Genomic DNA, 24,072 nt, shown 5'->3' on the forward strand with positions numbered 1-24,072 from the left:
GGTTATTTAGACTCTTACCATACGAGTTTGGTACTTACTAAAAGTAAGTGGCGTCCCCTAGGGGATTCGAACCCCTGTTACCGCCGTGAAAGGGCGGTGTCCTAGGCCTCTAGACGAAGGGGACACAATCATTCAGAAACAGCATTCGAAGCCAGTTCCAAATATTATATCACTAGGACATTTATGCACTGAATTTGGTGGAGCTAGGCGGGATCGAACCGCCGACCTCTTGCATGCCATGCAAGCGCTCTCCCAGCTGAGCTATAGCCCCTCACCAGTAGCAATGAAACTGTAACGCTGCATCGCTGAGTGCGGGGCGCATTCTATGCATCACAGAAAACAAAGTCAACACCTTTTCTGCAAGTTTTTTCTAACTGCTGCAAAAACGCCCCAAGAGCACAGAATATAAGCGAATTGAGCGGTTCAATCAATAGAAGTGCCTGTTTTTGCTTAATTTAACACCAGCTATTCTCGATTATGCATATCCTTGTACTTGATCTCTCAGTATTTTGAACGAGCAGGCACAGACTGCCATTCAATTGGACACAGATAAAAGCCCTGGGATATCCATTGGGCAACTCATTTCTTTTGCAAGCGGATTTCCACCTCGAAACAAATGCTTTTAACTCCCCCCGCCCAACCTTCCTGCCTAAAAACAGCACTCAACATCTCCACCACCCCGCCGCTCACTTTACCTGGCGGACAATATATTGCTTAGACATATAATGAAGAGAAATACCTAAAAAACGAACACCTGAACACAAAAGAAGCACACAGATAAAAAATCAGGATTTTGTGTTGACTCCTTTGAAAGGAAACATATAATAGCGCCCCACAACGACACGGCAATGTGTCTTGTGTTTCGAATGTGGGTTGTTAGCTCAGTTGGGAGAGCATCGCCCTTACAAGGCGAGGGTCACTGGTTCAAGTCCAGTACAACCCACCACTAATTTGGTGAAAGTTAATATAGACATTCACATTTGAAACAGCGTATTGGGTTGTTAGCTCAGTTGGGAGAGCATCGCCCTTACAAGGCGAGGGTCACTGGTTCAAGTCCAGTACAACCCACCATAATTTGGTAAACTTGGTCGATGCAGCATCGCGCTCATTCTTACCAAGGCAAGGGTTCTGAATTAAAGTCAGTACAACCCACCATAATCTTTTTGTCTAAAAAGAAGAAAAAATTATGGCTCAATACGCAAAAGTCAGAATAGTTATGGGTTGTTAGCTCAGTTGGGAGAGCATCGCCCTTACAAGGCGAGGGTCACTGGTTCAAGTCCAGTACAACCCACCATTAATTTGGTGAACTTGGTCGATGCAGCATCGCGCTCATTCTTACCAAGACGAGGGGTCTGATTTAGGTCAGTACAACCCACCATAACTAAAGACAAAATTTAAGATGGGTTGTTAGCTCAGTTGGGAGAGCATCGCCCTTACAAGGCGAGGGTCACTGGTTCAAGTCCAGTACAACCCACCATCTTAAATGTTTAATAAAAAAATACTCTGGGTTGTTAGCTCAGTTGGGAGAGCATCGCCCTTACAAGGCGAGGGTCACTGGTTCAAGTCCAGTACAACCCACCATTTCTTCGGAAATACAGAGTATGTACCTGCATCTATGCATGGGTTGTTAGCTCAGTTGGGAGAGCATCGCCCTTACAAGGCGAGGGTCACTGGTTCAAGTCCAGTACAACCCACCATTTCTTCGGAAATACAGAGTATGTACCTGCATCTATGCATGGGTTGTTAGCTCAGTTGGGAGAGCATCGCCCTTACAAGGCGAGGGTCACTGGTTCAAGTCCAGTACAACCCACCATCATTTCAAAAATAGTCAGTCAAACTCTCTTTATTCTGTTATCCATGACTTGGTCAATGCGGCATCGCGTTCATACCTAATCAAGGCGAGGGTCACTGGTTCAAGTCCAGTACAACCCACCATCATTTCAAATGATATAATTATTGGTCGATGCGGCATCGCGCTCATTCTTACCAAGGCGAGGGTCACAGGTGTAAGTCCAGTACAACCCACCATCACTTCAAAAATAGTCAGTCAAACTCTCTTTATTCTATTATCCATGATTTGGTCAATGCTATATCGTGCTCATCCAAAACAATGCCTGGCCCCCTACTTTCTCTGTATTCTTACCAAGCTTTTTAATCCTTATGTTTCAAAAGAAAAGATAAACGACTAGACTAAAAGCATTCCGAGTTTATTCCTTTAGCTTTCACTTTATGTCTGTTCAACCCTTTGTAAATGCAAAAATTTTGATCGTGGAAGAACAGCAACTGGCGCTGAGCTACATTAAACAGTCGCTGGACCAGCTGGCATATAAAAACGTCCAGTTTGCCGAAAATGCCCAATTGGCAAAGGAAAGCTGTATCCATCATAAGTTTGATTTGATTATCTGCTCATTTGACCTGAGCAAACGCCAGAATGGGTATCAGCTTTACGAAGAGCTACTTAAAAAGCGCCTGATCCGTCAAAGTACCGGGTTTATTTTCACCTCAGCCGAAACCAGCCCCGAACTGGTACACAGTATTGTTGAGTTACAGCCTGATGACTTCCTGGTAAAGCCTTTCAGTATTAAAGAACTCAAATCACGCATCGAGCGTGTACTAAAACGTAAACGTAGCCTTAAAACGCTCTACAACCTGATTGACGATGAAAACTACTCGAAGGCGCTAAAACTGATTAATTCGGAGCTTGAAAGCGGTGAGCACGCTTACAGCCCGATATTGCTCAAGCTAAAAGGTGAGACCCTATTGCAGCTCAAGCAATATGACGAGGCCAAACAGTTCTACCGCTCTGTACTCGAATTGCAAAAGTTTACCTGGGCCAAGCTCGGTCTGGTGGAAACCTTGATCGCCAATAACGAAGACATCATGGCGCAGAAGATGCTTAAGTCTTTGATAGAAAAAAGTGAAACTCGCCTGGCCGCGTTGGATTTGTTGTCTCGTCTGGAGCTAAAGCTCAATCAATTTGAGGAAGCTCAGGTCTCTTTAGTGCAGGCCTCCCAGATTGCACCTCGTAATATTGAAAGACAGAAATCACTCAGCACAGTAGCTCGGATCAATCACGATTATGAATGCAGTTACAACGCACAAAAAGAAATCGCCAATTTTGCGCGGTTTTCGATGCACGACAGCCCTGAGGTCTATTTAAACGCCGCCCGCGCCGGAATTGATTTTGCACTGAGCACAGATCAACACGATCAGATCACCCGCCTCACCCGGCAAACCCAACAATATCTGAGCGATCTCAAAAAGCAGTTTCCCAATGCGAATAACCAGACTCAAATTGATGTGCTGAACGCGCGGCTGCATTATCTTAAAGATGAGCACAGCAAAGCGCGACAACTGATGGAGCAACTGGAAGATGAGCCTCAGATCCGCTCGGTTGATGCCGCATTAGATAAAGCAAAAGCATTTCATGAGCTAGGGTTTCAGCACAAAGTAGAGGCCTTATTTGGTCAGATCATCACGCACTGCGAACGTCACCAGCAACAAAACGATCCCGCCTTTATGCACCTGCTACAACAACAGCAGGATGAACGTCGCAATATCACTATGGGACCAAAAGAGTTAAACAATCATGCCGTAAAGCAATTTCAGAAGGGGCAGTTGGATGTCGCACTAGAAGCCTTTACACAGGCATTTCGGGTCATGCCCAAAAACGCCAGTATTGCGCTCAATTTGCTTCAGTGTCTTGCCGACGCAACAGGGAAGAAAGCCACCACGTTCAACTCAAATCTGGCTGCCAAATGCTACAAAACACTCAGCGCCGCGCACCTAGAGCCTGAACAGCAGGAGCGATTTGAGAAACTGCAGGCACAGCTTGCAGAAATGAACCTGGATTTTAAGCCTTAATCAGGCAGAAGTGCTACTCAATGCGTGCCTTCTTCGTGCTTTTTCAGCGCCAGTGCGTTCACACAATAGCGCAAGCCGCTGGGCTTAGGGCCATCCGGAAACACATGGCCCAGGTGGGCATCACACACATTACACACTATCTCTACCCTGTCCATACCGTGCGATCTGTCCAGTTTATAGGCCACAGAGTCAGCGCTGTAAGGTTGAGTAAATGCAGGCCAACCAGAGCCACTGTCATACTTTTCTTCTGCATCAAACAACAGTTGGTCACAGCAGGCACAGTGGTATTTACCCGGTGAAAATACACTACAGCTTTGCGAGCTGAACGGACGCTCAGTGCCCCGGTTACGTGTGATATGAAATACGGAAGGTTCAAGCAGCGCCTGCCACTGCATCAGGTTTTTTTCAACCCGCCTGGGTGGCTGTGGGTTGCCGTTGTCTGCGAACTGCAGAATATCTCGCCAAGTTAACATGTCTCTTTCTCCGGTTGATATTGGGTGACTCCATATCGGCAAACACAAGCATTTTGTCTTATTGTTATAGAGTGACACAAGCCAGTCCGGATCAGACTAGCGTGATATTTTTACGCCAATATGAAAACCACAATCGCCCTTATGTTTAGTTGTCTGCCCTCCAGCGTCAAGTCAATTATTTTCTGGTTCCGGCCAATCCCCAAAAAAACACGTTAAGTATCGACTTTTGAGCAAATACAAAATAACCCAGCAGACCAGTACAGCCTGAATGGCTAAATAGAAAGAGAATTGATAGTGTGCCTGAACAATTTGCATCCCCAACCAGGCCAGATCCAGACTGGCGGCTATCAGCAATGGCCAGCGCATATGACGCCAGTAGCGGGCTAACTTAGGTGAGCTGGTTGGCCTGCGCAAGGAAAACAATACCGTTGGGATCAGGGCCAGACTGGCTATCATCACTGCCACAAAAAAATGCTGCTTTGAATGGAAAAATAAGGACATGAGATCCAGGTCTGGACGCCAGGTCAAGGCTGAAACCAGCCACAGGAACAAGGGTCTGAGCAACACCAGTAAGGTCAGATTAAATCCAACAGGCGTGCGATATACCCCGTATTTATCCCAGTACTCGGGCCCGTACCCCGCCTGTAACTTGCTCATACCACTTCTCTCATTTGATGGCGGGCTAATCAGCCCGCCTATTGTTTATACCAATTTGCTTGATTAAGTGTTCTATTTGCTCCTTCAAATTGAACAGGTATTAAGTGAAATTGGTATTACCCCTGATGTGAGTCAAGCAATGCAATCAGTGCTGCTTCATCCAGGATATCGATCCCCAGATCCTGCGCCTTGGTTAGCTTAGAGCCTGCTTTTTCGCCTGCCACCAGTGCGTGCGTGTTCTTAGAGACACTCCCGGACACTTTAGCTCCCAGTGCCTGTAATCGCGCTTTAGCGTCGTTGCGGTTAAGCTGGCTCAGCGTACCCGTCAATACGTAAGTCAGGCCAGCAAGTGGCTGCTCACTTTCTGCTTTTGCAGCAATTTCAGGCCAGTGCAACCCTTGCTCAAGTAGATCGCTCACCACTTTTTGATTGTGTGGTTCACTGAAAAACGCGTGAATATGCTGAGCAACCACAACACCCACATCACTTACTTCCTGTAAACTCTCAATGGAGGCATTCATCACCTTTTCAAGCGTCAGATAGTGATTTGCCAGGTTTTGTGCCGTGGCTTCGCCCACTTCGCGGATCCCAAGGGCATATAAAAACTTGGCCAAGGTCGTTTGTTTGGCCTCTTCAAGCGCGCCCACCAGGTTCTTGGCTGATTTAGGGCCCATGCGCTCCAGTGACTCAAAATGGCCCTGACGCAGGGTAAATAATTCCGCCGGCGTGGTGATCAGTTCCCGCTCAACCAGTTGCTCAACAATCTTGTCGCCCAGGCCGTCGATGTCCAACGCCTTACGCGACGCAAAGTGTTTAATCGCTTCTTTGCGTTGTGCGCGGCACACCAGGCCACCGGTGCAACGCGCAACGGCTTCACCTTCCACACGCTCAACGTGGGAATCACATACCGGACAGGTATCCGGGAAAGTGATATCGCGCGCATCATCAGGCCTTTTTTCCAGCACCACCTGAGTGATCTGTGGGATCACATCACCAGCGCGTCGGATGATCACGGTATCACCGACTTTGACACCCAGACGGTCGATTTCGTCACGATTGTGTAAAGTCGCATTCGAGACGGTCACGCCGCCAACAAACACCGGCTCCAGCCGTGCAACTGGCGTGATGGCGCCGGTCCGGCCCACCTGAAACTCCACATCCAGCAACTGCGTTAATTCTTCCTGAGCCGGGAATTTAAATGCAATGGCCCAGCGCGGAGCACGCGCAACAAAGCCCAGCTGCTCCTGAAACGGTTTATTATCAACCTTGATAACCACGCCATCAATTTCATACAGCAACGCGTCGCGCTCGGCCATAATGGCTTCGTAGTATTGATAAGCCGCGCTGGCACCCGTTACCCGCTTAGTTTGCGGGCACATAGGCAAGCCCCAGTCTTTTAACTGCTGCAACTGCGCATAATGGGTATCAGCCAGCTCAGCGCCCTGCACTACGCCCATTGAATAGGCGTAAAACATCAGTGGACGTTTGGCAGTAATTTTAGGGTCCAGCTGACGCAGGCTGCCCGCCGCCGCATTGCGCGGGTTCGCAAAGGTTTTTTCATCGCGCTTTGCTGCGGTTTCGTTCAGTCGTGCAAATCCGGCCTTGTCCATAAAAACTTCACCACGTACTTCCAGCTCAGCCGGAATATTGTCACCACGCAAACGCAGCGGAATATTACGTATGGTTTTCACGTTTTCGGTGATATTTTCACCTACCTGACCATCACCGCGAGTTGCGGCCTGAACCAGCACCCCATCACGGTAGAGAATCGACACGGCCAGCCCATCCAGCTTTGGCTCGCAACAAAAATCCAGCTCGTCGTTGTGCAGCAGGCGCTCTTTAATGCGACGATTAAAGGCATTGAACTCAGCCTCATCGAACGCATTGTCCAGAGACAACATAGGCACCTGATGCGTTACCTGCTCAAATTTGCTTAGCGCAGCACCACCCACTTTTTGTGAGGGCGAATCCGGGGTTAGATAGTCAGGATGCTGGGTTTCCAGCTCAATCAGAGCGCGCATTACCCGGTCATATTCGGCATCGGGTACCGTGGGCTGATCCAAGACATAGTACTGGTAGTTATAACTTTCCAACTGCTGTCTTAATTCATTGATTTGTTTGCTGATAGTTTCTGACATTACAACCTCTTAATAACACAAAAAGCCACGGACCTAAGTCCGTGGCTCTGTCGCGTCTATGCCCGCAGGCAGTATTAACGCTTAAACGGTATATTCACGCACCTTTTCAACATAGGCACGGGTGGTATTCACAGTGAGTGGCTCACGACTGCTGTCCAGCACACTGGCACCAAATTCATCGGCAAGCTTTTTCGCGGCGCTGTGCAGCATATTGAACGCCGCCATGCTGTCGCCTTCGCACGGCAACGTCATAAACAGGCTGACGCCACCGGTGCTGAACTGCTCCATATTATCGATATCGAACGTGCCCGGGTTATACATATTCACTAACCGGAACAAGACCGGGCCATTGCCGGATGACTCGACATGACGATTGAAAAAGCCTTCATCCGAGTACTTAAAGCCAAGACTCAATACACATGGCAACAGCTTAGAGCCCGCCATTGTCAGGCCTTCTGGCATCTCGATATGGAGAATAATAAAGTCCTGCGGCGCTGCTTCCTGTGAAGCAGCCTCCTGCGGTGCTTCTTCCTGTTGCTCAGCAGAGTCTGCAGGTATTTCTGCCGCTTCGCTTTGACTTTGGGCCAGTGCAGACTCTTTGTCTTCATCGACGGCTGAAAAGCTCATTTCATCCAGCTGTGGCTCTTCCTCGCGCTGCGGCTGAGACGCAGCTGCGGGTTTCTTGTTGGCTGCGGGGTTATCGGTGTCCTGGTTCTCTTTTTTTCTCACCGACCATAAGCCATGTATCAATAATCCACCAATGATCAGTGCACTGATCACGATTAATGCCCATCTTAATTCTGTGGCCATTGCTCACCTTTACTTATTATGCATGCGCCATTTGCACTGCTTGTTCTATGTCTACGGCAACCATACGTGAAACCCCGGGTTCCGCCATGGTTACCCCCGTCAGCCGGCCCGCCATTTCCATTGCGACCTTGTTGTGGCTGATGTAAATAAACTGCACCGTTTGCGACATTTCTTCGACCAGTCGGCAGAAGCGTCCAACGTTCGCATCGTCCAGCGGTGCATCTACTTCATCCAGCATACAAAACGGGGCTGGATTTAGTCTAAATATTGAAAATACCAATGATAATGCGGTCAGGGCTTTTTCTCCACCACTTAACAGATGAATTGTCGAGTTTTTCTTACCCGGTGGTCTTGCCATGATGCTTACCCCACTCTCCAACAGGTCATCACTGGTCAGTTCCAGATAGGCGCTACCGCCGCCAAATACTTTGGGAAACAGCTCTGCCAGCCCCTGATTAACCTGATCAAAGGTGGTTTTAAAGCGGCTGCGTGTTTCGCGGTCAATCTTACGAATGGCGCCTTCGAGCGTTTCTAGTGCTGCACTGAGGTCATCCAGCTGTTCATCAAGGTAACGCTTGCGCTGCTGCGCCTCATCAAATTCTTCAATCGCCGCCAGGTTAACGGCACCGAGCAAACTCAGCAGCTGTCCAATCCGGGTCAGCTTGCCCTGATGACTGCTGGCCTGTGCATCTTCCGGTAACTGCGCTAATACGTCTTTAAGTGTCTGACGAAGCTCTGTTAAAGGTTCAAGCACGGCCTGCGCCTTGACCATCAGACTTTGCTCCTGAAGTGCTAACTGCTGGCGTTGCTCTTTAAGCTGGGTGCTTTTTGCCTGGGCATCTTTGAGTGCCAGCTGTTTGTCGGCGAGTTGCTGTTTTGCGTCACTCAGCTTTGCTGCCGTTTCCTTTGCAGCCTGCTCCAGTTCAGTATGACGGATCAGCAGCTCGGTTTGCTGTTGTTCCAGCTCAACTCCGGGCTCATCGCAGCTGCTTAGTTGCTGCTGCACCTGATCCAGCGCTTCAGTGCCCAGCTTCAAACTTTGCGCCAGATGGCTGAGTTTGGTCTGACCCAGTTGTGCGTCACTTTGCGCCTGCTGGAGCTTCATTTTGGCCTGATGGTGCTGTTGCTGAATATCACGCTGCTGCTGTTGCTGCTGTTGATGTGCCCGCTTGAGTGCTTCGAGTGCTTCGCCCGCCTGGTTCATTTGCTGTTGCAACTGCTCTTGTGCTTCTTCTGCCTGCCACAGGGCCTGCTCGCTTTCTTCAAGCTGCGCCACCAGCAATTCACCCTGCTCGTCCAGCTCGCGCTGGCTGCGCTCAAGCTGACTGCTTTGTTGCTGCCAGCTGGCTTGCTGAGCGAGTAACATGTCGACCCGGGTCTGGCTGCTGGCCACCTGTTTAGCCGCCTCATGGACTGCTTGCTTATTCGCTTCAAGCTGTTGTGAGCACGTTGTCACAGCGCTCTCCAAAGGCGTCAGTGACGCTTCCAGCTCACTCAGCTGTGCTTCGATTTGTGGCAATGCAGTCTTGTGACCGCGCAGTTCGCTGTAATGGGCAAGCAGGCTACCCGACTGTGCATCTTCCTCCTGCGCCTGCCAGTTGCCACCATACAGGGTGCCTTCGTCATCGATAGCGGCAAAAAACGCCCCACGGGCGCTAAAATGGCGAGCCTGCCCCAGCCATTCAATCTGGTTAAGAAAGTCCGGGTAAATCTCGGACTGCACAAGCGTTGCCACACTGCCCGGCGTTTTTTCGCCCTCAGGCGCAGGCCAGATACGGCTGGCGTAGTCTTGTTCAGTGATCCGCAATGACCCCAGCCCAAACATTGCACGCTCTACAATCGCTTCAAGCCCTGGCTCAGCTCTCAGTACACTAAGCAGTGGCTCGCCTGGCGCATCCTGGCTGTCGCCTTGCTGGGCACGGGTAAGTTTTTCCAGCGCCTGAACCTGAGCCTGCGCCTGCCCGAGCCTGACTTGTTGCGCCTGACATTTATTCTGTAGTGCTGTTCTGGCTTCGCTCAGGCGTTGCAGTTCTGCGCTCAGACGCTGATTTTCTTGTTGCGAAATGGCCATTGCATGAACCAGCTCCTGATGCGCCTTTTGTTGCTCGGCGAGCATCTCAGCCGGGTTTTGCGCACTGTGCTGGGCTTGTTGCTGCACCAGTTGCGCCTGCCGCTGGCTCTGATGCTGTTGTTGTTGTGTCAGGCGTTGCAAGGCCAGCTGACACTGCTGAGTATGCTGGCGTACTTTTTCCAGCGCCCGTTGTGCCGTCTGGCTGCTTGCTTCATATGTTTGTAACTGCTGCATTTTCTCATCAATGAGCAGCTCAGCTTCAGCGAGCTTTTCGGCACTGATTTGAGTTGCTTCCTGATGCGCTTCACACAGCTCTACGAGCTCTGCACAATGCTGCTGTTGTTGTTCATAAAGCGCCTGAGCCTGCGCAATTTCTTCATTCAACTGGGTATGTTTATCTGCCAGTTCACGACGTTTCTCACTCAGGTGGATCTTTTGTTGTTCAATGCGGGTTAGCTGGGTTTGTGTACTGTGCAGCTGCTGTTGTAATGCTGCCTGCGCATCACTGAAGTGGGTCACCTGCTGCTCAAAGCTTGCCAGTACATCGTCATGACCGCCGTGGGCCTGCTCTAAAAAGGTCAGCTGCTCGTTCAGCTTAGCGATCTGAGTGGTTTTTTCCTGTTGTTTGGCATGTAGTTCCTGCCACTTTAACACCGCCAGCTGGCCTTTCAGGGTACGCTCCTGGGCCTTGAGATCTCGGTACTGGCGTGCGGCTTCGGCCTGTTTGGCCAGTCTGTCGAGCTGATTTTGCAGCTCCTGACGCATATCCAGCAATCGTTCCAGGTTCTCCCGGGTGCTTTTGATCCGCGTCTGGGTTTCCCGGCGACGCTCTTTATACTTGGACACCCCCGCGGCTTCTTCCAAAAAAATACGCAGTTCCTGCGGTTTACTCTCGATCAGTCGCGAGATCATCCCCTGCTCTATGATGGCATAACTGCGCGGGCCAAGGCCGGTGCCAAGAAAGATATCGGTGATGTCACGTTTGCGACATTTACTGCCATTGAGAAAATACAGCGACTGGCCATCGCGAGTCACCAAACGTTTTATCGCAACCTGGGTACGGTCGGCCATAGACCCGGGCAAACGCCCTTGAGTATTATCGAACAGCAGCTCAACGGAAGCCTGAGAGACGGGTTTGCGGTGGGTTGAACCGTTAAAGATCACGTCGGTCATGGCATCGCCACGGAGGTTTTTGGCAGAGCTTTCACCCAATACCCAGCGCACCGCATCAATCACGTTAGATTTACCACACCCGTTGGGACCAACAACACAGGTCATCGGCTCCGGGAAAGGGATTTTGGTAGGCTCGACAAAAGATTTAAAGCCGGCCAGTTTAATGCTACTCAGGCGCATAGAAACAAAAGCTTAAGTGCAATCACACAGGTTCAAAGCCACCACCTTAACCGTGGCGCTTGATGTTATCGAGGATGATCCCCGTGGCCATCGCCACATTCAACGACTCCGCGCCGCCAAATGCCGGAATGGTGACAGGCTGGTTGATATGCTGTGCCACCGCATCACTGATCCCGTGCGACTCGCTGCCCATCACCAAAATACCTTGCGCTGTAAACGACGTAGTATGCACGCTTTGACCTTCCAGGAAAGCCCCGTAAATTGGCCCATCGTAGGTTTTTAGCAACGCGCATAAATCGGTTCTGATCACATCAACCCGGGCAAAAGAGCCCATAGTTGCACTGATCACTTTGGGGTTTAGGTGGTCGGCACAGTGCTCGCTTAGCACAATCTGGCGCAAACCATACCAGTCCGCAACACGAATAATGGTGCCCAGGTTGCCGGGGTCGGATACGCCGTCCAGCGCCAGGACCAGCCCTTGGGTATTCAACTCAGCTTGCGGCTCTGTCTCAGCAATGGCAATGGCCGCATTGTTACTGACCAGAGTACTGACTTTACTCAGCTCGGCCTCATCACACGTCACTACTTCATGATTATTCAACAGCAACTGGTGGTCGGCAATAAACTCGGCAGTGGCAAAGATCTGTTTCACCGGCTTGCCAGCGCTCAGCAGCTCCTGCACATTTTTGGCCCCCTGTACCAGGTATTGGCCATATTGTTTACGATATTTTTTTTGCGCCAGCGCACGGAGCAGCTTTTGTTGATTTTTCGACAGCATACCTACCTCATTGGTTTACCTGCAAAGTATAACCGCAATAGCAGGGAAAAGGCAGCGCCATCCACCCGCTTGCTTGCCAAAGTCCCTTTGTGGGCCGTAAAATAGTCACTCATTCGTATCTATAAGCTGTATTTATGTCCATTGAACTTCAGGTTATCCTGCTCAACGTCATTATTTTGTGTTTGGCCTATTTTGTCATTTACCCGCGTTACGCTGGCAGTGACCTGAAAAAGGTGTCCATTCAGGATCTGATCGCCACTTTGGTGTCACTCGCAATAGTCGGTTCGGTCTATTATGGTTCCGGATTGGCTTTTTCTTTGGTCTTGTTTGAGGTTAACTGGGCCTGGTTTACGGTCATAACCTTTACCCTGATTGAGCTGCCCTTGTGCTACTGGTACGCCAAGCGCCATGGCGTAAAATTTCCAGAGTAACAGAGCTTGCGATAAAAAAGGCACCCTCAGGTGCCTTGGCGTTAATTTACATTAACTTTAGGAAATAAATCGGTTGGGCAGTACGCTGCCAATGGATATCAGCGCTCTGCGTGGTGCAGTACAGACACCACAATGTCGTTAAAATGCTCCGCGGGGCGCAGCTGATTTACCGGACGACCACCTACTTTAATCAGCTCGACCAAATCAAAATACCCGCAGATCTGGTTAGTCTCTGGCTCAGTCACCAGCAGATAATCCAGACCATGCGATTCCATAGTCACCAGCACATCCCCGGCGCTTGCATCTCGTAATTTGTTCAGATTAACCTGCTTGAGGGTTTGCAACGGCAACATCACATCGCTCACCACCAGCTCATTACGCTGACATCCGCGTAACTGTGCTTCTTTTAATATATGTCGGCTGCCCAGCCGAGCCTGAGAGATAATCCCCTGTAACTGCCCTTTTTGTGCCACAAACATAGACGCTACATGGGTTTTATTTAGCACCAGCGTGGCATCGTCAATGCTGGTGTCCGGGTCCAGATAAATGGCTGTCTGACCATCCAGGTTATGCATATACTTTTGTGCCAAAACCGTCAGGCGATCAAGCCCGTCGTTATCACCAGTTACGGACAAGGGATTGGCTTGCACGGCCAGCTCGGTGGTTACATCCAGCGTATTCAGTCGGTTAAACGTATTCATATTGCACCTCTACTTCAGAGTCGCGTCAGTGGTTAGCCTGTATCAAGGCTCGCCATGACTTTAAGCACACAACGCGCGCCGCCTTAAAATGACAGGCGCACAAAAATAACTATTAAAGTTTTAAAGTGAACTTAAGACAAAACAGGCGGGGCACGGATCCCCTGCTGGTAATAGGTAAGAGTGGGGTAATGGGTGCAAGCTTCGGCGCGCAAACACAATGGCAGCACTGTGGCTTCATCGTGCACACTGTATAAAACAATGACCGGATCGCTGTCGAGTTTACCGTTATCATCGTCATCGTTGTCAGTCAGAAATTGGCTCAATTGCGTGGTATGTACTGACACATTGCCGCCGCTGGCGTTCACTGTCAGTGACACCATAAGGCACAATACTAAAACCCAGTAACGCGATTGCATGAACAAACTCCCAAAGCCGATATTTTCAATGTATAGGCAAGCTGGTATGGTTTCAACCAACAAAGTGCAATAATCTGAAAATTAATTTTCCCTTGCTTTAGCTCATGACTGACGTGTTGTGTCGGCGCTTCCAGAAACCCTCGAAAACACAAGAAGATGGCATGGTATGTACAATTTGTTACTGATTAGACTGCCCTTTTTGCGTTGTGCAGTTTTATAATGAGGACAGAACTTTCAGTACAGAGGTATTTCAATGCAACTGACCAAAGGTATGGAGTATTTTGTCGCTGGCTTTTCACTGTTAAGCCAGAAAGGACTAAAACGCTTTGTGTTTATTCCACTGCTTATCAATGTGTTGCTATTTGGCGGCTCGTTATTTTTCCTGTATGACTGGCTGACACAGGGCTTTGCCTACCTGAATGGCTTACTGCCGGACTGGCTAAGCTGGCTGGAATGGCTGATGTGGCCCATTGCCATCTTAGTCATTTTATTCAGTTACAGCATGGTGTTTACGGTGATCACCAACTTTATTGCAGCGCCGTTTAATGGCTTGCTATCTGAAAAAGTCGAACTGCATCTGACCGGACAGCCAATTAACGACGATGGCTTTGCCGATTTGGTGAAAGATGTGCCCCGTATGCTGGGCCGCGAATGGAGCAAGCTGGTTTACTATCTGCCACGCGCCATTGGCTTTTTCATCCTGCTGTGGATGCTGCCTTTCATTGGCCAGATACTCTGGGTGTTGTTTTCGTGCTGGATGTATAACGTGCAATATAACGACTATCCCTTTGATAACCACAAAATCTCTTTTAAAGAGATGAAAGACACCTTAAAAGCACACCAGGGGCTGTCCTATGGCTTTGGGTTTGCGGTTATGGTGCTGACCAGCATTCCGATTGTTAACCTGATTGTGATGCCAGCGGCAGTGTGTGGTGCAACCAAATTGTGGGTAGAGAATTATCGCACACAATTTCGCAGCTAACCGCTGATGCCAGCCTGCCGGGCTCAGGTGCTGCCCGCCAGGCTAACTGGCTTTTTCTCCTAACGGCAGACTGACCGTGACCTCGGTGCCGCGCTGCTCATCGGTATTAAAATCTATCTGTCCCTGCTGCGCTTCTGTGAGCAATTTGGCGGTGTAAGTACCAACACCAGCGCGGTCAGGCTTACCAAAAGTCACAAATTTCTCGAAAAAACGGGTTCTGACACCGTCCGGCACCGGATCGGGGTTTTGAATGATCACCGTCAGCTGTTGCTCCGCAGGCTGTGCACTGATGGTCACCAGGGGCTTGGTCTTAACCGCTTCCAGCGCATTGCTGATAAGGTTGTGGAATAAGGTGTAACACAAGGCCGGTTCACCAAAAAACAGTAAATCTTTAGAGACCACAGTGCGCAGCTGGATTTTTGAGGCTTCAACCAACGGGGCCAAATCTTCCAGCACGGCTTCAATGATTTTGTGTATCGGGTGGCTGATGGGATTTAGCTGATACTCATTCGCTTCGATTTTAGCCATGGCCGACATGCTGTCCATGGCATGTTGAAGCCGCAAACAGCTGTGCTGAATAAAATTGAGATAACGCCGTGCCCGCTCCGGCTCTTTAATATGCCGTGCCAGCAGCGCCGTTGAACTGCGAATATCCGACACGGGTTTTGCCAGGTTAGTCTGCGTTAGGCTGTCAAATTCGTCGCGCAATCTGGCATTGTCGATCATGGCATCAATCTGCGCACGCATCAGGCGGTTCGATTCAATGTTGCGACAATGCGCACGTACCCTCGATTTAACCACCGACGGGTTAGCGGGCTTTGTTATATAGTCGACCGCCCCAAGTTCCAGCCCTCGCACTACGTGCTCCGTTTGCTCCAGCGCGGTTAAAAAAATCACCGTAATATGCTGGGTGTGGGGGTCATCTTTTAGACGCCGGCAGACTTCCAGCCCGTCCATGCCTGGCATCATGATATCCAGCAGGACCAGATCGGGTTGCGGCTCTGCGGCGCAGATCTGCAATGCCTTGGCACCGCTTAGCGCCGCTTTCACCTTATATTCCTTGCGCAGCACATCACCGATGATCTTGATGTTGTCTGCCACATCATCGACCACCAGCACCTGAATAGGCTGCTCCACCACCGCTTCTTCTTCAGCCACTTCGCCGTGATATGGCCTGACCGGTTTGTTGAGCGCACGGCGCAGTCGCTCCAGCATAATTTTGCTGGAAAACGGCTTAACCACATATTCAGACACACCACATTTAATGGCCTGCAGGACCTGAGATTGTTGTATCGACGTAGCGGTCATCACAAACGGGATAGCCGCCGTGCGCGGATTCTTTCGCACTTCTTTTAACAAGTCGATCCCCGCCAGCTTGGGCAGCATCCAGTCGGCAATTATGAGGTGGATATCCTGATATTGCAGCTTGTCGAGGGCGTCGGCACCATTGGGGCTTTGCAACACATTAACTCGTCCAAGTCCGGTGACGATATTGGCCACCATGGAGCGTATGGTCTCGTGCGGTTCAACAACCAGGATAGTCATAGTGGTTACTGCACTGCCATTGTCCATTCTTCTCTCCTAAAGCCAGCCGTCCCAAAATCGGGCCTGGCACAGTTAAGGGGTTACAGCGCCGGAAAATTTATTTGCTGTTATTGTGCACAGGTTTCTAATATCTGTCTAACCTTTGTACAACGAATCAATAAACCCGCCAACAGGCCAACGTTATGCCAGTCATTTCTGTCTTATGCACAACCCGACCACGGCGCCGGGGCTTAGCACTCACTGTTAGTTTAGCGGTGATATGGCTGTTATGTGCTGTATTGACACAAAAAGTGCTGGCCACCACGCTCAAAATTGAAAATATCGCCACCTATAACGGCCTGAATACCCCGCAGATCTATGCCGTCAGCAAAGATCAGCAGGGCTTTATGTGGTTTGGCAGTGCCGATGGCATAAAACGCTACGATGGCTATCAGTTTAGTAATTTCAGACACGTTCCGGGCGATCCCAGCTCGCTGTCTGCCGACAGTGTCAGTGTGTTGCTGTTCGACACTCGTGGCCGGTTGTGGGCCGGTACCTGGGGCGGTGGCCTGAATCTGTTTTTGGGCGCTCAGCAAGGGTTTCAGCATTTTCGTCATGACCCGGCAAATGCGCAGTCGCTGGGGGCGGACAAAGTGCAGGCGCTATTCGAAAGCCAGGATGGCAGCCTGTGGGTTGGCACCAATGGTGGCGGGCTCAATCGTCTCAAAGCCGATGGTCGCGGATTCGAGCGTTTTACCCACGAGCCGAATAACCCCACCAGCCTGGGCAACAACCGGGTATGGAGTATTGCCGAAGATCAAGCCGGTAATATCTGGTGCGCCACCTCGGATGGGCTCTACCGGCTTGACCGCCAAAGTGGCCAGTTCAGTGCATTTAAGGTTGCGCCACAGTCACTCGACCACCCGGAAGTCCGGCAGGTCTCCGTTGCCGCCGATGGCCGACTCTGGGTGGCCACCCGTACCAGCTTTGGCCGCTTTGATCCGGATACTCAGCGCTTTCATACCTATCAGCTCAATGAACAGAGCCTGCCCAGTGTATCCAGCCTGCTGCACCATCAGGGCGATATTCTGCTGTCGACCTTTGCCGGTATCTACCGCTTCTCTCCTCTACAGGAGAAATTTATTCCCACGGCACAGGACGGTAAGCTGGCATTACTGCAAAACCGCGATGTTCGCCAGGTTTTAATTGATCAGACCGGGCTGATGTGGGCGGCGACGCGCTACTCCGGAGTCATTAAAGTATTCCCCCACCCGCCTGCTTTTAAAGCCTGGCACCACTTTTTAGAAGATCAGCAGCTCTCCGGGTTATTTAATCAGGTGCTGAGTATGGCAAAGGCCATTGAAGGGGGGGTGTGGCTTGGCACCGGTCGGGGCCTGGTGCATTTTGATGGACACGGGCAATTTATTCCATTTGCCTCGCCCGAGGAGCTAACCGGTGACTACCGGCTCAGAGTGCATCACCTAAATCGGGATGCCGATGGCCAGCTCTATGCAGGAACTAATTTTGGGCTGTTTAAGGTTGATGAGCTAAACCGCACTTTAACGCCCTTTATGCCTGAAGGCGTGCGGGACGGCTCCCCCGTTGATTATGTCAATTTTGATGCACAGGGATGGGTGTGGCTGATCGTTGCCGGTGAGCGCAGGGTCACACGCTGGCACCCGCCTAGCGGTGAAGTTCAGCACTTCGTGCCCAATACCGATCCGACTTTTATACTGATCGACAGTGATTCGCAAGTCTGGATAGGCAGCGACGGGGACGGTCTGTTTCGTCTTAGCCCGGATTTAACCCAAACACAGCACTATCTGCCCGACAATACCGCCACCAGCCTGGATGGCCGTCATATTAATCAAGGTATTCAGAGCGGCCGCTACCTGTGGTTTGCCAGCAATAATGGCGTGACCCGCTATGCACTGGATGAAAAACGGTTTGTGCGGTTCAGTAACACCACCTCACAAGCCAATTTTGCCGTTAAATCCATCGTTGCCGACGAGCTGGGATTATTGTGGCTGGCCACCTCGGGTGGAGTGTTTCAGCTCGACCCGCTCAGTGGTATTTTTCATCAGTTTACCACCCACGACGGACTGGGGAATAACCACTTTCTGGCACGCTCTTTTGTGACCTATGACGAACAAATTTTATTTGGCAGCATAGATGGCATCACCGGGTTTAATCCGCTGACGGTCTACGTCAATATCTCTGCGCCGCCTTTGGTTTTCACCTATGCTGAGCGCGATGGGGTACGCATCGATAAGCTTGATAACGGCATTGAGTTTACCCACAGAGACAGAAACCTGGCGGTCTATTTTGCCGCCCTGGATTATCATGCCACGGAAGATAACCGCTATCGTTACAAGTTGCTGGGGCACGATGCCGACTGGAGTGCAATCACAGATACACCTCGCGCCAGTTACCGCTCATTGCCACCGGGCGAGTATGTACTGCAAGTGCTGGGCAGCAATAACCATGGTGTGTGGAATGATACACCAATTGGCTTACCTATCATTTCACTGCCCGCCTGGTATGAAACCCTGTGGTTTAAAATTTTATTACCCGCGGTCCTTATTATTGCGATTGTTACCATAGTACATATCAGAGAGCGCAGGCTGCGTCTGGCCAGCTTAAAGCTGGAACAAAAAGTGGCGCAGCGTACTCAGGAGCTGGTGGTACTGGGCGAAGTGGGTAAAGAAGTAGCTGCCACCTATGACATGAAGGTCATTTGTGAAACCATTTATCAGCACCTTAAGCAAACTCTGCCCTGCGAGTTTTGTGCGGTGGGCATTTATCATCGTGAGCAACAGTACATAGACTACATCTACGCCGTGCAAGATGACGAGCCGTTTTCAGCGCTGATCAGCAAACTGAGCACCAGCCGGGGTGCCGATGTGTACTGTGTCAAAGAAGCCACCCCCGTGTATGCCGCCAGCCCACAGGACTGGCAGAAACTGGCATTAGCGGCCGCCGATAACCTGCACGGCACGGCCACGCAAAGTGTGTTTTGTGCCCCGCTGGTGGTCGACGGCGAAGTGCTCGGTGTGTTTACCCTACAATTTAACCATGAGCACGCGCTGACCCGGGCTCAGCGTGCAATCTTACGGGTTGTCGCCAATCACCTGGCGGTGGCTTTGGCCAATACCTTGTCTTATGGTGAACTCAAAGAGGCGGAGCAACGGCTGGAGCTGGCCATGTCGGGGGCCAATGCCGGTACCTGGGAGTGGGATATCAGCAGTGGCCAGCTGATCACCAACGATGTGTGGTCAGAAATGCTGGGCTATCAGTGCGACGAGCTGGAACAAAGATACGGCCCAAGCATTAGCCGCTGGCATCAGCTCATTCATCCGGAAGACCTGAGTGCAACCGAAGATGCCTTACTGGCCCATGCGCGCGGTGACAGCGATACCTTTCGCCATGAAATGCGTATGAAGTGTGCCGATGGCAGCTGGAAATGGATCCTCAGTATTGGCCGCAGCGTGGTCGCTAAACATGGTCCGGGAGGCAAGGAAGTGTTTGGTATTCATATGGATATCAGCGATGCCAAAGCCCTTCAAGTGGCGCTGCAAAAAGCCAAAGATAAAGCCGAAAGTGCCACCCAGGCCAAGTCCGACTTTTTATCCAATATGTCCCATGAAATTCGCACCCCCATGAATGCCATCATAGGCATGAGCTACCTGGCCCTGCAAACCGCCCTGAACCGTCAGCAGCGCAATTATGTCGAGAAAATCAATCGCAGTGCCGAGTCGCTCCTTGGGATCATTAACGACATTCTCGACTTTTCTAAAATTGAGGCGGGCCGGCTCGATATTGAAGCCATTGAGTTTGACCTGGAAGAAACCCTGACCCAGAGCATTGACCTGCTCGCCATTAAAGCTCGGGAAAAAGACATAGAGCTGTGTGTGATGCTTGACCCGGGGATCCCACCGCGCCTGACAGGCGATCCGCTGCGGATCTCACAGGTGCTGCTAAACCTGGGCAGTAATGCGATTAAGTTTACCGACCAGGGCGGCGATGTGATCATTGATGTGTCGCCGCAGGCGGGCGACAAAGAGACGCTGACACTGGCGTTTGCGGTCATAGACACCGGCATCGGCATGACCGATGAACAACAGCAGAAACTCTTTAAATCTTTTAGCCAGGCAGATACCTCAACAACCCGCAAGTACGGCGGTACCGGGCTGGGGCTGGCGATTTGCAAAAAACTGGTGGAGCTGATGGGTGGCCAGATCAGCTGCCAGAGTATTGCCGGTGAAGGCAGTACCTTTGCCTTTGATATCGTTGTGAAATTGTGTGACAACAGCGATACCCGTTTACCTGAACTATCCATGCAACATGCGGTGATCCTCGATGACAACCAGTATGCCGCAAGCACGCTCAAACGCTACCTGCATGTTTTTGGAGTCAGCGCCGAGGTCATCGGCCGGGACGCCTTCGACCCGGATGCGCCAGCCATCAAAAGTGCCCAGTGTATTCTGGCAGACAGTCGCTGCCTGGCTATCTTACCCGACTCACTGCGTGCAACGCTGCCCGTCGTCCTGCTAAACCATAGCGGCGACAGCGCAGAAGCCGATGTCAGCTATACCCTTAGTAAACCGGTTTTCCCCAAGCCACTTGCTGCCTGCCTGCTCAGCCTGTTTGGCGACCCAAATATCGGAGAACACCGCGAGACGAATACCGAGGAGCCATCTCACGCGGTCGCCGGTGCGCATTTACTGCTGGTTGAAGACAATGACCTGAACCAGGAGCTGGCCATGGCCTTACTGGAGAAAAACGGCATTCGGGTCGATGTAGCCGAACAGGGTCAGCAGGCACTGGAGATGCTGCAACAGCGCCACTATGATGGCGTACTGATGGACTGCCAGATGCCGGTGATGGACGGTTACAGCGCTACCGAAGCTATCCGCCAGCAACCCAAATGGCAGGACCTGCCGGTCATCGCCATGACCGCCAGTGTGATGCTGGATAATCGTCAAAAAGCGCTGGAATGCGGCATGAATGACATTATCGAAAAACCCCTGAACCCGCGCAAAATGTTTGCTACGCTCGCCCGCTGGATTGTCCCGGCACAGCCAGCGAATAGTTCCACCACCAGCGAACAGCCATTGCCAGCATCAACGGATGCATCGGAGAACTTAGCTGCGATAGCCGGGCTGGATACCCAGGCGGGGCTCGCCATCAGCGAAGGCGACACAGCCCTGTACAAAAAACTGTTGGGGCGATTTTGTGAGAAACAGGCACAATTTGAACAGGCCTTTGCCGAGGCCCAGACACATACCGACACAGATCCACAGGGTCCAATGCGGTGCGCCCATACACTCAAAGGCAGCGCCGGTAATATCGGGGCTGTTTTGGTGGCCCAACTGGCTGGTGAATTAGAAACAGCCTGTGCCAACAATGCACCGATACAGGCCATAATGGACGAGTTGCTAACCAGCCTGAATGCGCTGATTGATGCAATTTCGCAGGCACTGAATGAGCAGCAAATCATTGAACATAGCGACGAAACAAGTCACTCAGCAAGCGCACATAAGGACATTGATATAACGGCCTTACTTGCACAGCTCAAAGTCCTGATCAGTGATTCAGATATGGATGCCAGTGACCAGGCTGATACATTACTGGAGGCGCTAAGCGGCACACCCCAGCAGCCACTCGCTGAGCAGCTGTTTACCCAGATTGAAGATTTTGATTTTGATGGCGCAGGTGAGACTTTGACGACACTTGAGCAACAGCTGGCATCCTCACTGGAGGCCTGAGCCGCTGACGTCCGTTACTTGTACTAAAGTCAGGTTTTCACTTTCCTCAGGTGGCTCAAAATACTGGCTCACCTGATAAAACACCACTTCATTATCAAAGTGTGCCCGCGCAGGCTGTTCAACACGACGCTTTGCCAGCTGGGAAAGGCATTGCTCATCACTGACATCCAAATAATAGAGCTGATGCGTAGCTCGTACCGCTTCGCTCAGCTCCACAAACCAGGCACGCTGTCGACAAGTGTTGGCCGGAAAATCCATCACCACATTCAGCCCCTGCCGCAACAGACTTTGCACATGCGCTTTAATAAAAGGTTTGATTAACCGGGACTTCTCGATGTAATCATCAAAAGTTTGGATTTGGCCCGGGTAATGCGCCGCCAGCCAGTCATCCTCAGACAACATCACCGCCTGATGCTCCTGAGCCAGCTTGCGCGACAGGGTGGATTTACCCGCGCCCATCTTGCCGCATAAATAATAGAGTGTGCCGTGTTGCGCCACTGTGCCGTCCCTGTAGTAATGTCATCGAAAGGTCAGTTTTAACACATTACACACCTGGGTCAATTACTGTGGCATCAAACCGCAACACGCTCGTTTTGACTACTGACGCTGATAAACCCGACCAGCCCATTCCAGGCTGACAGGCTTCCCTTCTTCATTCAGTTTAAATTCGACAAGCTGAGGTTGAGCTAACGGCACATCGTAGAGCGCAAACCGAGATTGAGTAGCTGGCTTGAGCGTAAAGCGATAGTCAAAACTGTGCCCGCTCAGGTGGTCCTTGTTTACTGTCAATGTCAGATCCAGATAGGCATTGTCGCCGCGATAGTGCCCGGCATAGTTTGCTAGCTCTTTTTTTGAAGGCGCATAACGCCACTGCTGCCAGTGTTCAGCTTGCTCGGCATCATTCAGACGTTGTTGACGTCGATTAAGCAGTTTGGCGACTTTGTCCTGATAGGTGCTCAGATTTTCCCGCTCAGCGGCTTTATATTCAGGTGCATCCAGCAAATACAACAAATACTGCTTAATCGTCTGAATGGTATAACGACCAGTCATGTTGTCTGAGTTCGAAAAAGTCGCCAACCCTATTTTTAGCTCTGGCACAATGGCCATCAAAGAACGTGAGCCGGTATAGCCACCACCATGGATCAGCACAGAGTAACCTTTAAAGGTGCAGATATTCCATCCAAGTGAATAACCTTGACAGGGGATCCGGTAAACATTGCGCGCTTGTGGGTCAAGCGCTACCGCCTGCTGATGTGACAGCGCCAGATCCGCAGCCGAAATATTGCCCTGACCCGCGGACAAATTCAGTTGCAACCATTTTGCTATGTCTGAGGTAGAAGTGACTATGCCACCGGCAGAGTGCATCATTGCATCAGTTTTAGGCGGTACCGGTTTCCACCCTGCTTCACTTCCCTGCCAGATATGGTTCCAGGCAACCTCGTCAGCCGCAAAGTCTGATGTACGGGCTGAACTGTGTGGCATAATAAATGGCTTAAAAAGCACCTTTGCCAGCCAGTCCTGCCAGCTGCGACCAGTTACCTGTTGTAAGATTGCCCCGTAAATATTGTAACCAAGATTGTCATACTCAAATCCTTCATCGCGTTTTTTACCATACCGTTTAATAAGCCACGGATAGTCATCGACCGCTACTTGCGTCATATAGGCTTCCATTTCCGTTACAAAATCCGCACTGACAGGTACCTGGTGAGAGAGCAAATCAATTAAACGCCACTGTTTGGCATCAACTCCTTCGGGAAAACTGCTGGCAGGCCAAAACTGACTAAGAGGTGCGTACAGATCAAGCACCTTTTGATGATGCAGGTGAGCGGCAACCAGCCCCATATAGGCTTTTGTCTGAGAAGCAATGTAAAGCGGTGTCTGTGGCGTGACAGGTAAATTGGTACCAGCCCTGCGCTTCCCCCATACTTTATTGAGCAACACCTTATCCTGATTAACCACCACCATACCAAGTCCCGGGCCAAGCTCCGGTGTACGCTCGATATAATCGGCGATATAATCTGCAGCCTGTTGCGGTGTGGCTGCCAATGCACAGAGAGGATTCAGCGTCAGTGCACAAGCCAAAGTGAGTAGTGCGTGTAATTTCAT

General features: G+C 50.8%; 15 protein-coding genes and 9 tRNA genes. 11 read left to right on the forward strand and 13 right to left on the reverse strand.

Annotated features, from left to right (window positions below; all coding sequences use genetic code 11):
• Positions 1-48: 48 nt before the first annotated feature.
• Both TW77_RS19110 and TW77_RS19115 read right to left on the reverse strand, forming a co-directional pair.
• Positions 49-124, reverse strand: a tRNA-Glu gene (locus tag TW77_RS19110).
• Positions 125-195: 71 nt separating this feature from the next.
• Positions 196-271 (reverse strand) — tRNA-Ala (locus TW77_RS19115).
• Between the two features lie 599 nt (positions 272-870).
• Here TW77_RS19115 and TW77_RS19120 point away from each other — a divergent pair.
• The 8 genes from TW77_RS19120 to TW77_RS19155 all read left to right on the forward strand — a co-directional run bounded on the left by TW77_RS19120 (position 871) and on the right by TW77_RS19155 (position 3,864).
• A tRNA-Val gene (locus TW77_RS19120) sits at positions 871-946 on the forward strand.
• Between the two features lie 49 nt (positions 947-995).
• Positions 996-1,071: transfer RNA gene (locus TW77_RS19125), tRNA-Val, on the forward strand.
• 147 nt (positions 1,072-1,218) lie between these two features.
• Positions 1,219-1,294 (forward strand) — tRNA-Val (locus TW77_RS19130).
• Positions 1,295-1,401: 107 nt separating this feature from the next.
• Positions 1,402-1,477, forward strand: a tRNA-Val gene (locus tag TW77_RS19135).
• 28 nt (positions 1,478-1,505) lie between these two features.
• Positions 1,506-1,581, forward strand: a tRNA-Val gene (locus TW77_RS19140).
• 40 nt (positions 1,582-1,621) lie between these two features.
• Positions 1,622-1,697: transfer RNA gene (locus TW77_RS19145), tRNA-Val, on the forward strand.
• 40 nt (positions 1,698-1,737) lie between these two features.
• Positions 1,738-1,813, forward strand: a tRNA-Val gene (locus TW77_RS19150).
• 416 nt (positions 1,814-2,229) lie between these two features.
• Entirely contained in the window at positions 2,230-3,864 is a 1,635-nt protein-coding gene (locus TW77_RS19155; protein ID WP_046006587.1) for a response regulator, read from the forward strand.
• 17 nt (positions 3,865-3,881) lie between these two features.
• On the opposite strand, the gene msrB is transcribed toward TW77_RS19155, so the two are convergent.
• From msrB to TW77_RS19185, 6 genes are all read right to left on the reverse strand, one after another.
• Positions 3,882-4,337: a peptide-methionine (R)-S-oxide reductase MsrB gene (gene msrB / locus TW77_RS19160; RefSeq protein WP_046006588.1), complete on the reverse strand. Its 456-nt coding sequence runs from the start codon at positions 4,335-4,337 to the stop codon at positions 3,882-3,884.
• 171 nt (positions 4,338-4,508) lie between these two features.
• Positions 4,509-4,994 (reverse strand): DUF2919 family protein, encoded by a 486-nt coding sequence (locus TW77_RS19165; RefSeq protein WP_046006589.1) that lies wholly within the window; start codon positions 4,992-4,994, stop codon positions 4,509-4,511.
• A gap of 116 nt (positions 4,995-5,110) precedes the next feature.
• Positions 5,111-7,132 carry an NAD-dependent DNA ligase LigA gene (gene ligA, locus TW77_RS19170; protein ID WP_046006590.1) on the reverse strand — a complete coding sequence of 674 codons (2,022 nt, stop codon included), beginning with the start codon at positions 7,130-7,132 and terminating at the stop codon, positions 5,111-5,113.
• Between the two features lie 81 nt (positions 7,133-7,213).
• Positions 7,214-7,942, reverse strand: a complete 729-nt coding sequence (zipA, locus tag TW77_RS19175; protein ID WP_046006591.1) for a cell division protein ZipA — start codon at positions 7,940-7,942, stop codon at positions 7,214-7,216.
• Positions 7,943-7,958: 16 nt separating this feature from the next.
• Positions 7,959-11,366, reverse strand: a complete 3,408-nt coding sequence (locus TW77_RS19180; RefSeq protein ID WP_046006592.1) for a chromosome segregation SMC family protein — start codon at positions 11,364-11,366, stop codon at positions 7,959-7,961.
• Positions 11,367-11,412: 46 nt separating this feature from the next.
• Entirely contained in the window at positions 11,413-12,144 is a 732-nt protein-coding gene (locus TW77_RS19185; RefSeq protein ID WP_046006593.1) for a TrmH family RNA methyltransferase, read from the reverse strand.
• 134 nt (positions 12,145-12,278) lie between these two features.
• Between TW77_RS19185 and TW77_RS19190 the strand changes: the two genes are divergently transcribed.
• Positions 12,279-12,575, forward strand: coding sequence for a hypothetical protein (locus TW77_RS19190; protein WP_046006594.1), 297 nt, complete (start codon positions 12,279-12,281; stop codon positions 12,573-12,575).
• A 98-nt stretch (positions 12,576-12,673) separates the two neighbouring features.
• Here the strand turns inward: TW77_RS19190 and TW77_RS19195 are convergent, their stop codons facing one another.
• Both TW77_RS19195 and TW77_RS19200 read right to left on the reverse strand, forming a co-directional pair.
• Positions 12,674-13,276, reverse strand: coding sequence for a CBS domain-containing protein (locus TW77_RS19195; RefSeq protein WP_046006595.1), 603 nt, complete (start codon positions 13,274-13,276; stop codon positions 12,674-12,676).
• A gap of 131 nt (positions 13,277-13,407) precedes the next feature.
• Positions 13,408-13,692, reverse strand: coding sequence for a hypothetical protein (locus TW77_RS19200; protein ID WP_046006596.1), 285 nt, complete (start codon positions 13,690-13,692; stop codon positions 13,408-13,410).
• A gap of 253 nt (positions 13,693-13,945) precedes the next feature.
• Between TW77_RS19200 and cysZ the strand changes: the two genes are divergently transcribed.
• The gene (gene cysZ, locus TW77_RS19205; protein WP_046006597.1) at positions 13,946-14,674 is read left to right on the forward strand and encodes a sulfate transporter CysZ; all 729 of its coding nucleotides are present in this window, start codon (positions 13,946-13,948) and stop codon (positions 14,672-14,674) included.
• Positions 14,675-14,716: 42 nt separating this feature from the next.
• On the opposite strand, the gene TW77_RS19210 is transcribed toward cysZ, so the two are convergent.
• Positions 14,717-16,246, reverse strand: coding sequence for a response regulator (locus tag TW77_RS19210; RefSeq protein WP_046006598.1), 1,530 nt, complete (start codon positions 16,244-16,246; stop codon positions 14,717-14,719).
• 251 nt (positions 16,247-16,497) lie between these two features.
• Between TW77_RS19210 and TW77_RS24465 the strand changes: the two genes are divergently transcribed.
• Positions 16,498-21,966 (forward strand): response regulator, encoded by a 5,469-nt coding sequence (locus TW77_RS24465; RefSeq protein ID WP_052713279.1) that lies wholly within the window; start codon positions 16,498-16,500, stop codon positions 21,964-21,966.
• Here TW77_RS24465 and TW77_RS19220 read toward each other — a convergent pair.
• Positions 21,952-22,464, reverse strand: a complete 513-nt coding sequence (locus TW77_RS19220; protein ID WP_082078981.1) for an AAA family ATPase — start codon at positions 22,462-22,464, stop codon at positions 21,952-21,954. The two genes, TW77_RS24465 and TW77_RS19220, sit on opposite strands and share 15 nt — an antisense overlap.
• Positions 22,465-22,563: 99 nt before the next feature.
• Positions 22,564-24,072, reverse strand: coding sequence for a serine hydrolase (locus TW77_RS19225; protein ID WP_046006600.1), 1,509 nt, complete (start codon positions 24,070-24,072; stop codon positions 22,564-22,566).

Origin of the sequence: Pseudoalteromonas rubra, assembly GCF_000967655.1 — a bacterium.
GTDB classification, from domain to species: Bacteria; Pseudomonadota; Gammaproteobacteria; order Enterobacterales; family Alteromonadaceae; genus Pseudoalteromonas; species Pseudoalteromonas rubra_A.

Bases quoted from the DNA above. Each gene is read 5' to 3' on its own strand.
- zipA (WP_046006591.1), bottom strand. From the start codon at position 7,942: ATGGCCACAGAATTAAGATGGGCATTAATCGTGATCAGTGCACTGATC.
- TW77_RS19165 (WP_046006589.1), bottom strand. From the start codon at position 4,994: ATGAGCAAGTTACAGGCGGGGTACGGGCCCGAGTACTGGGATAAATAC.
- TW77_RS19195 (WP_046006595.1), bottom strand. From the start codon at position 13,276: ATGAATACGTTTAACCGACTGAATACGCTGGATGTAACCACCGAGCTG.
- TW77_RS19200 (WP_046006596.1), bottom strand. From the start codon at position 13,692: ATGCAATCGCGTTACTGGGTTTTAGTATTGTGCCTTATGGTGTCACTG.
- TW77_RS19210 (WP_046006598.1), bottom strand. From the start codon at position 16,246: ATGGACAATGGCAGTGCAGTAACCACTATGACTATCCTGGTTGTTGAA.
- TW77_RS19225 (WP_046006600.1), bottom strand. From the start codon at position 24,072: ATGAAATTACACGCACTACTCACTTTGGCTTGTGCACTGACGCTGAAT.
- ligA (WP_046006590.1), bottom strand. From the start codon at position 7,132: ATGTCAGAAACTATCAGCAAACAAATCAATGAATTAAGACAGCAGTTG.
- cysZ (WP_046006597.1), top strand. From the start codon at position 13,946: ATGCAACTGACCAAAGGTATGGAGTATTTTGTCGCTGGCTTTTCACTG.
- TW77_RS19155 (WP_046006587.1), top strand. From the start codon at position 2,230: ATGTCTGTTCAACCCTTTGTAAATGCAAAAATTTTGATCGTGGAAGAA.
- TW77_RS19185 (WP_046006593.1), bottom strand. From the start codon at position 12,144: ATGCTGTCGAAAAATCAACAAAAGCTGCTCCGTGCGCTGGCGCAAAAA.
- TW77_RS19180 (WP_046006592.1), bottom strand. From the start codon at position 11,366: ATGCGCCTGAGTAGCATTAAACTGGCCGGCTTTAAATCTTTTGTCGAG.
- msrB (WP_046006588.1), bottom strand. From the start codon at position 4,337: ATGTTAACTTGGCGAGATATTCTGCAGTTCGCAGACAACGGCAACCCA.
- TW77_RS19190 (WP_046006594.1), top strand. From the start codon at position 12,279: ATGTCCATTGAACTTCAGGTTATCCTGCTCAACGTCATTATTTTGTGT.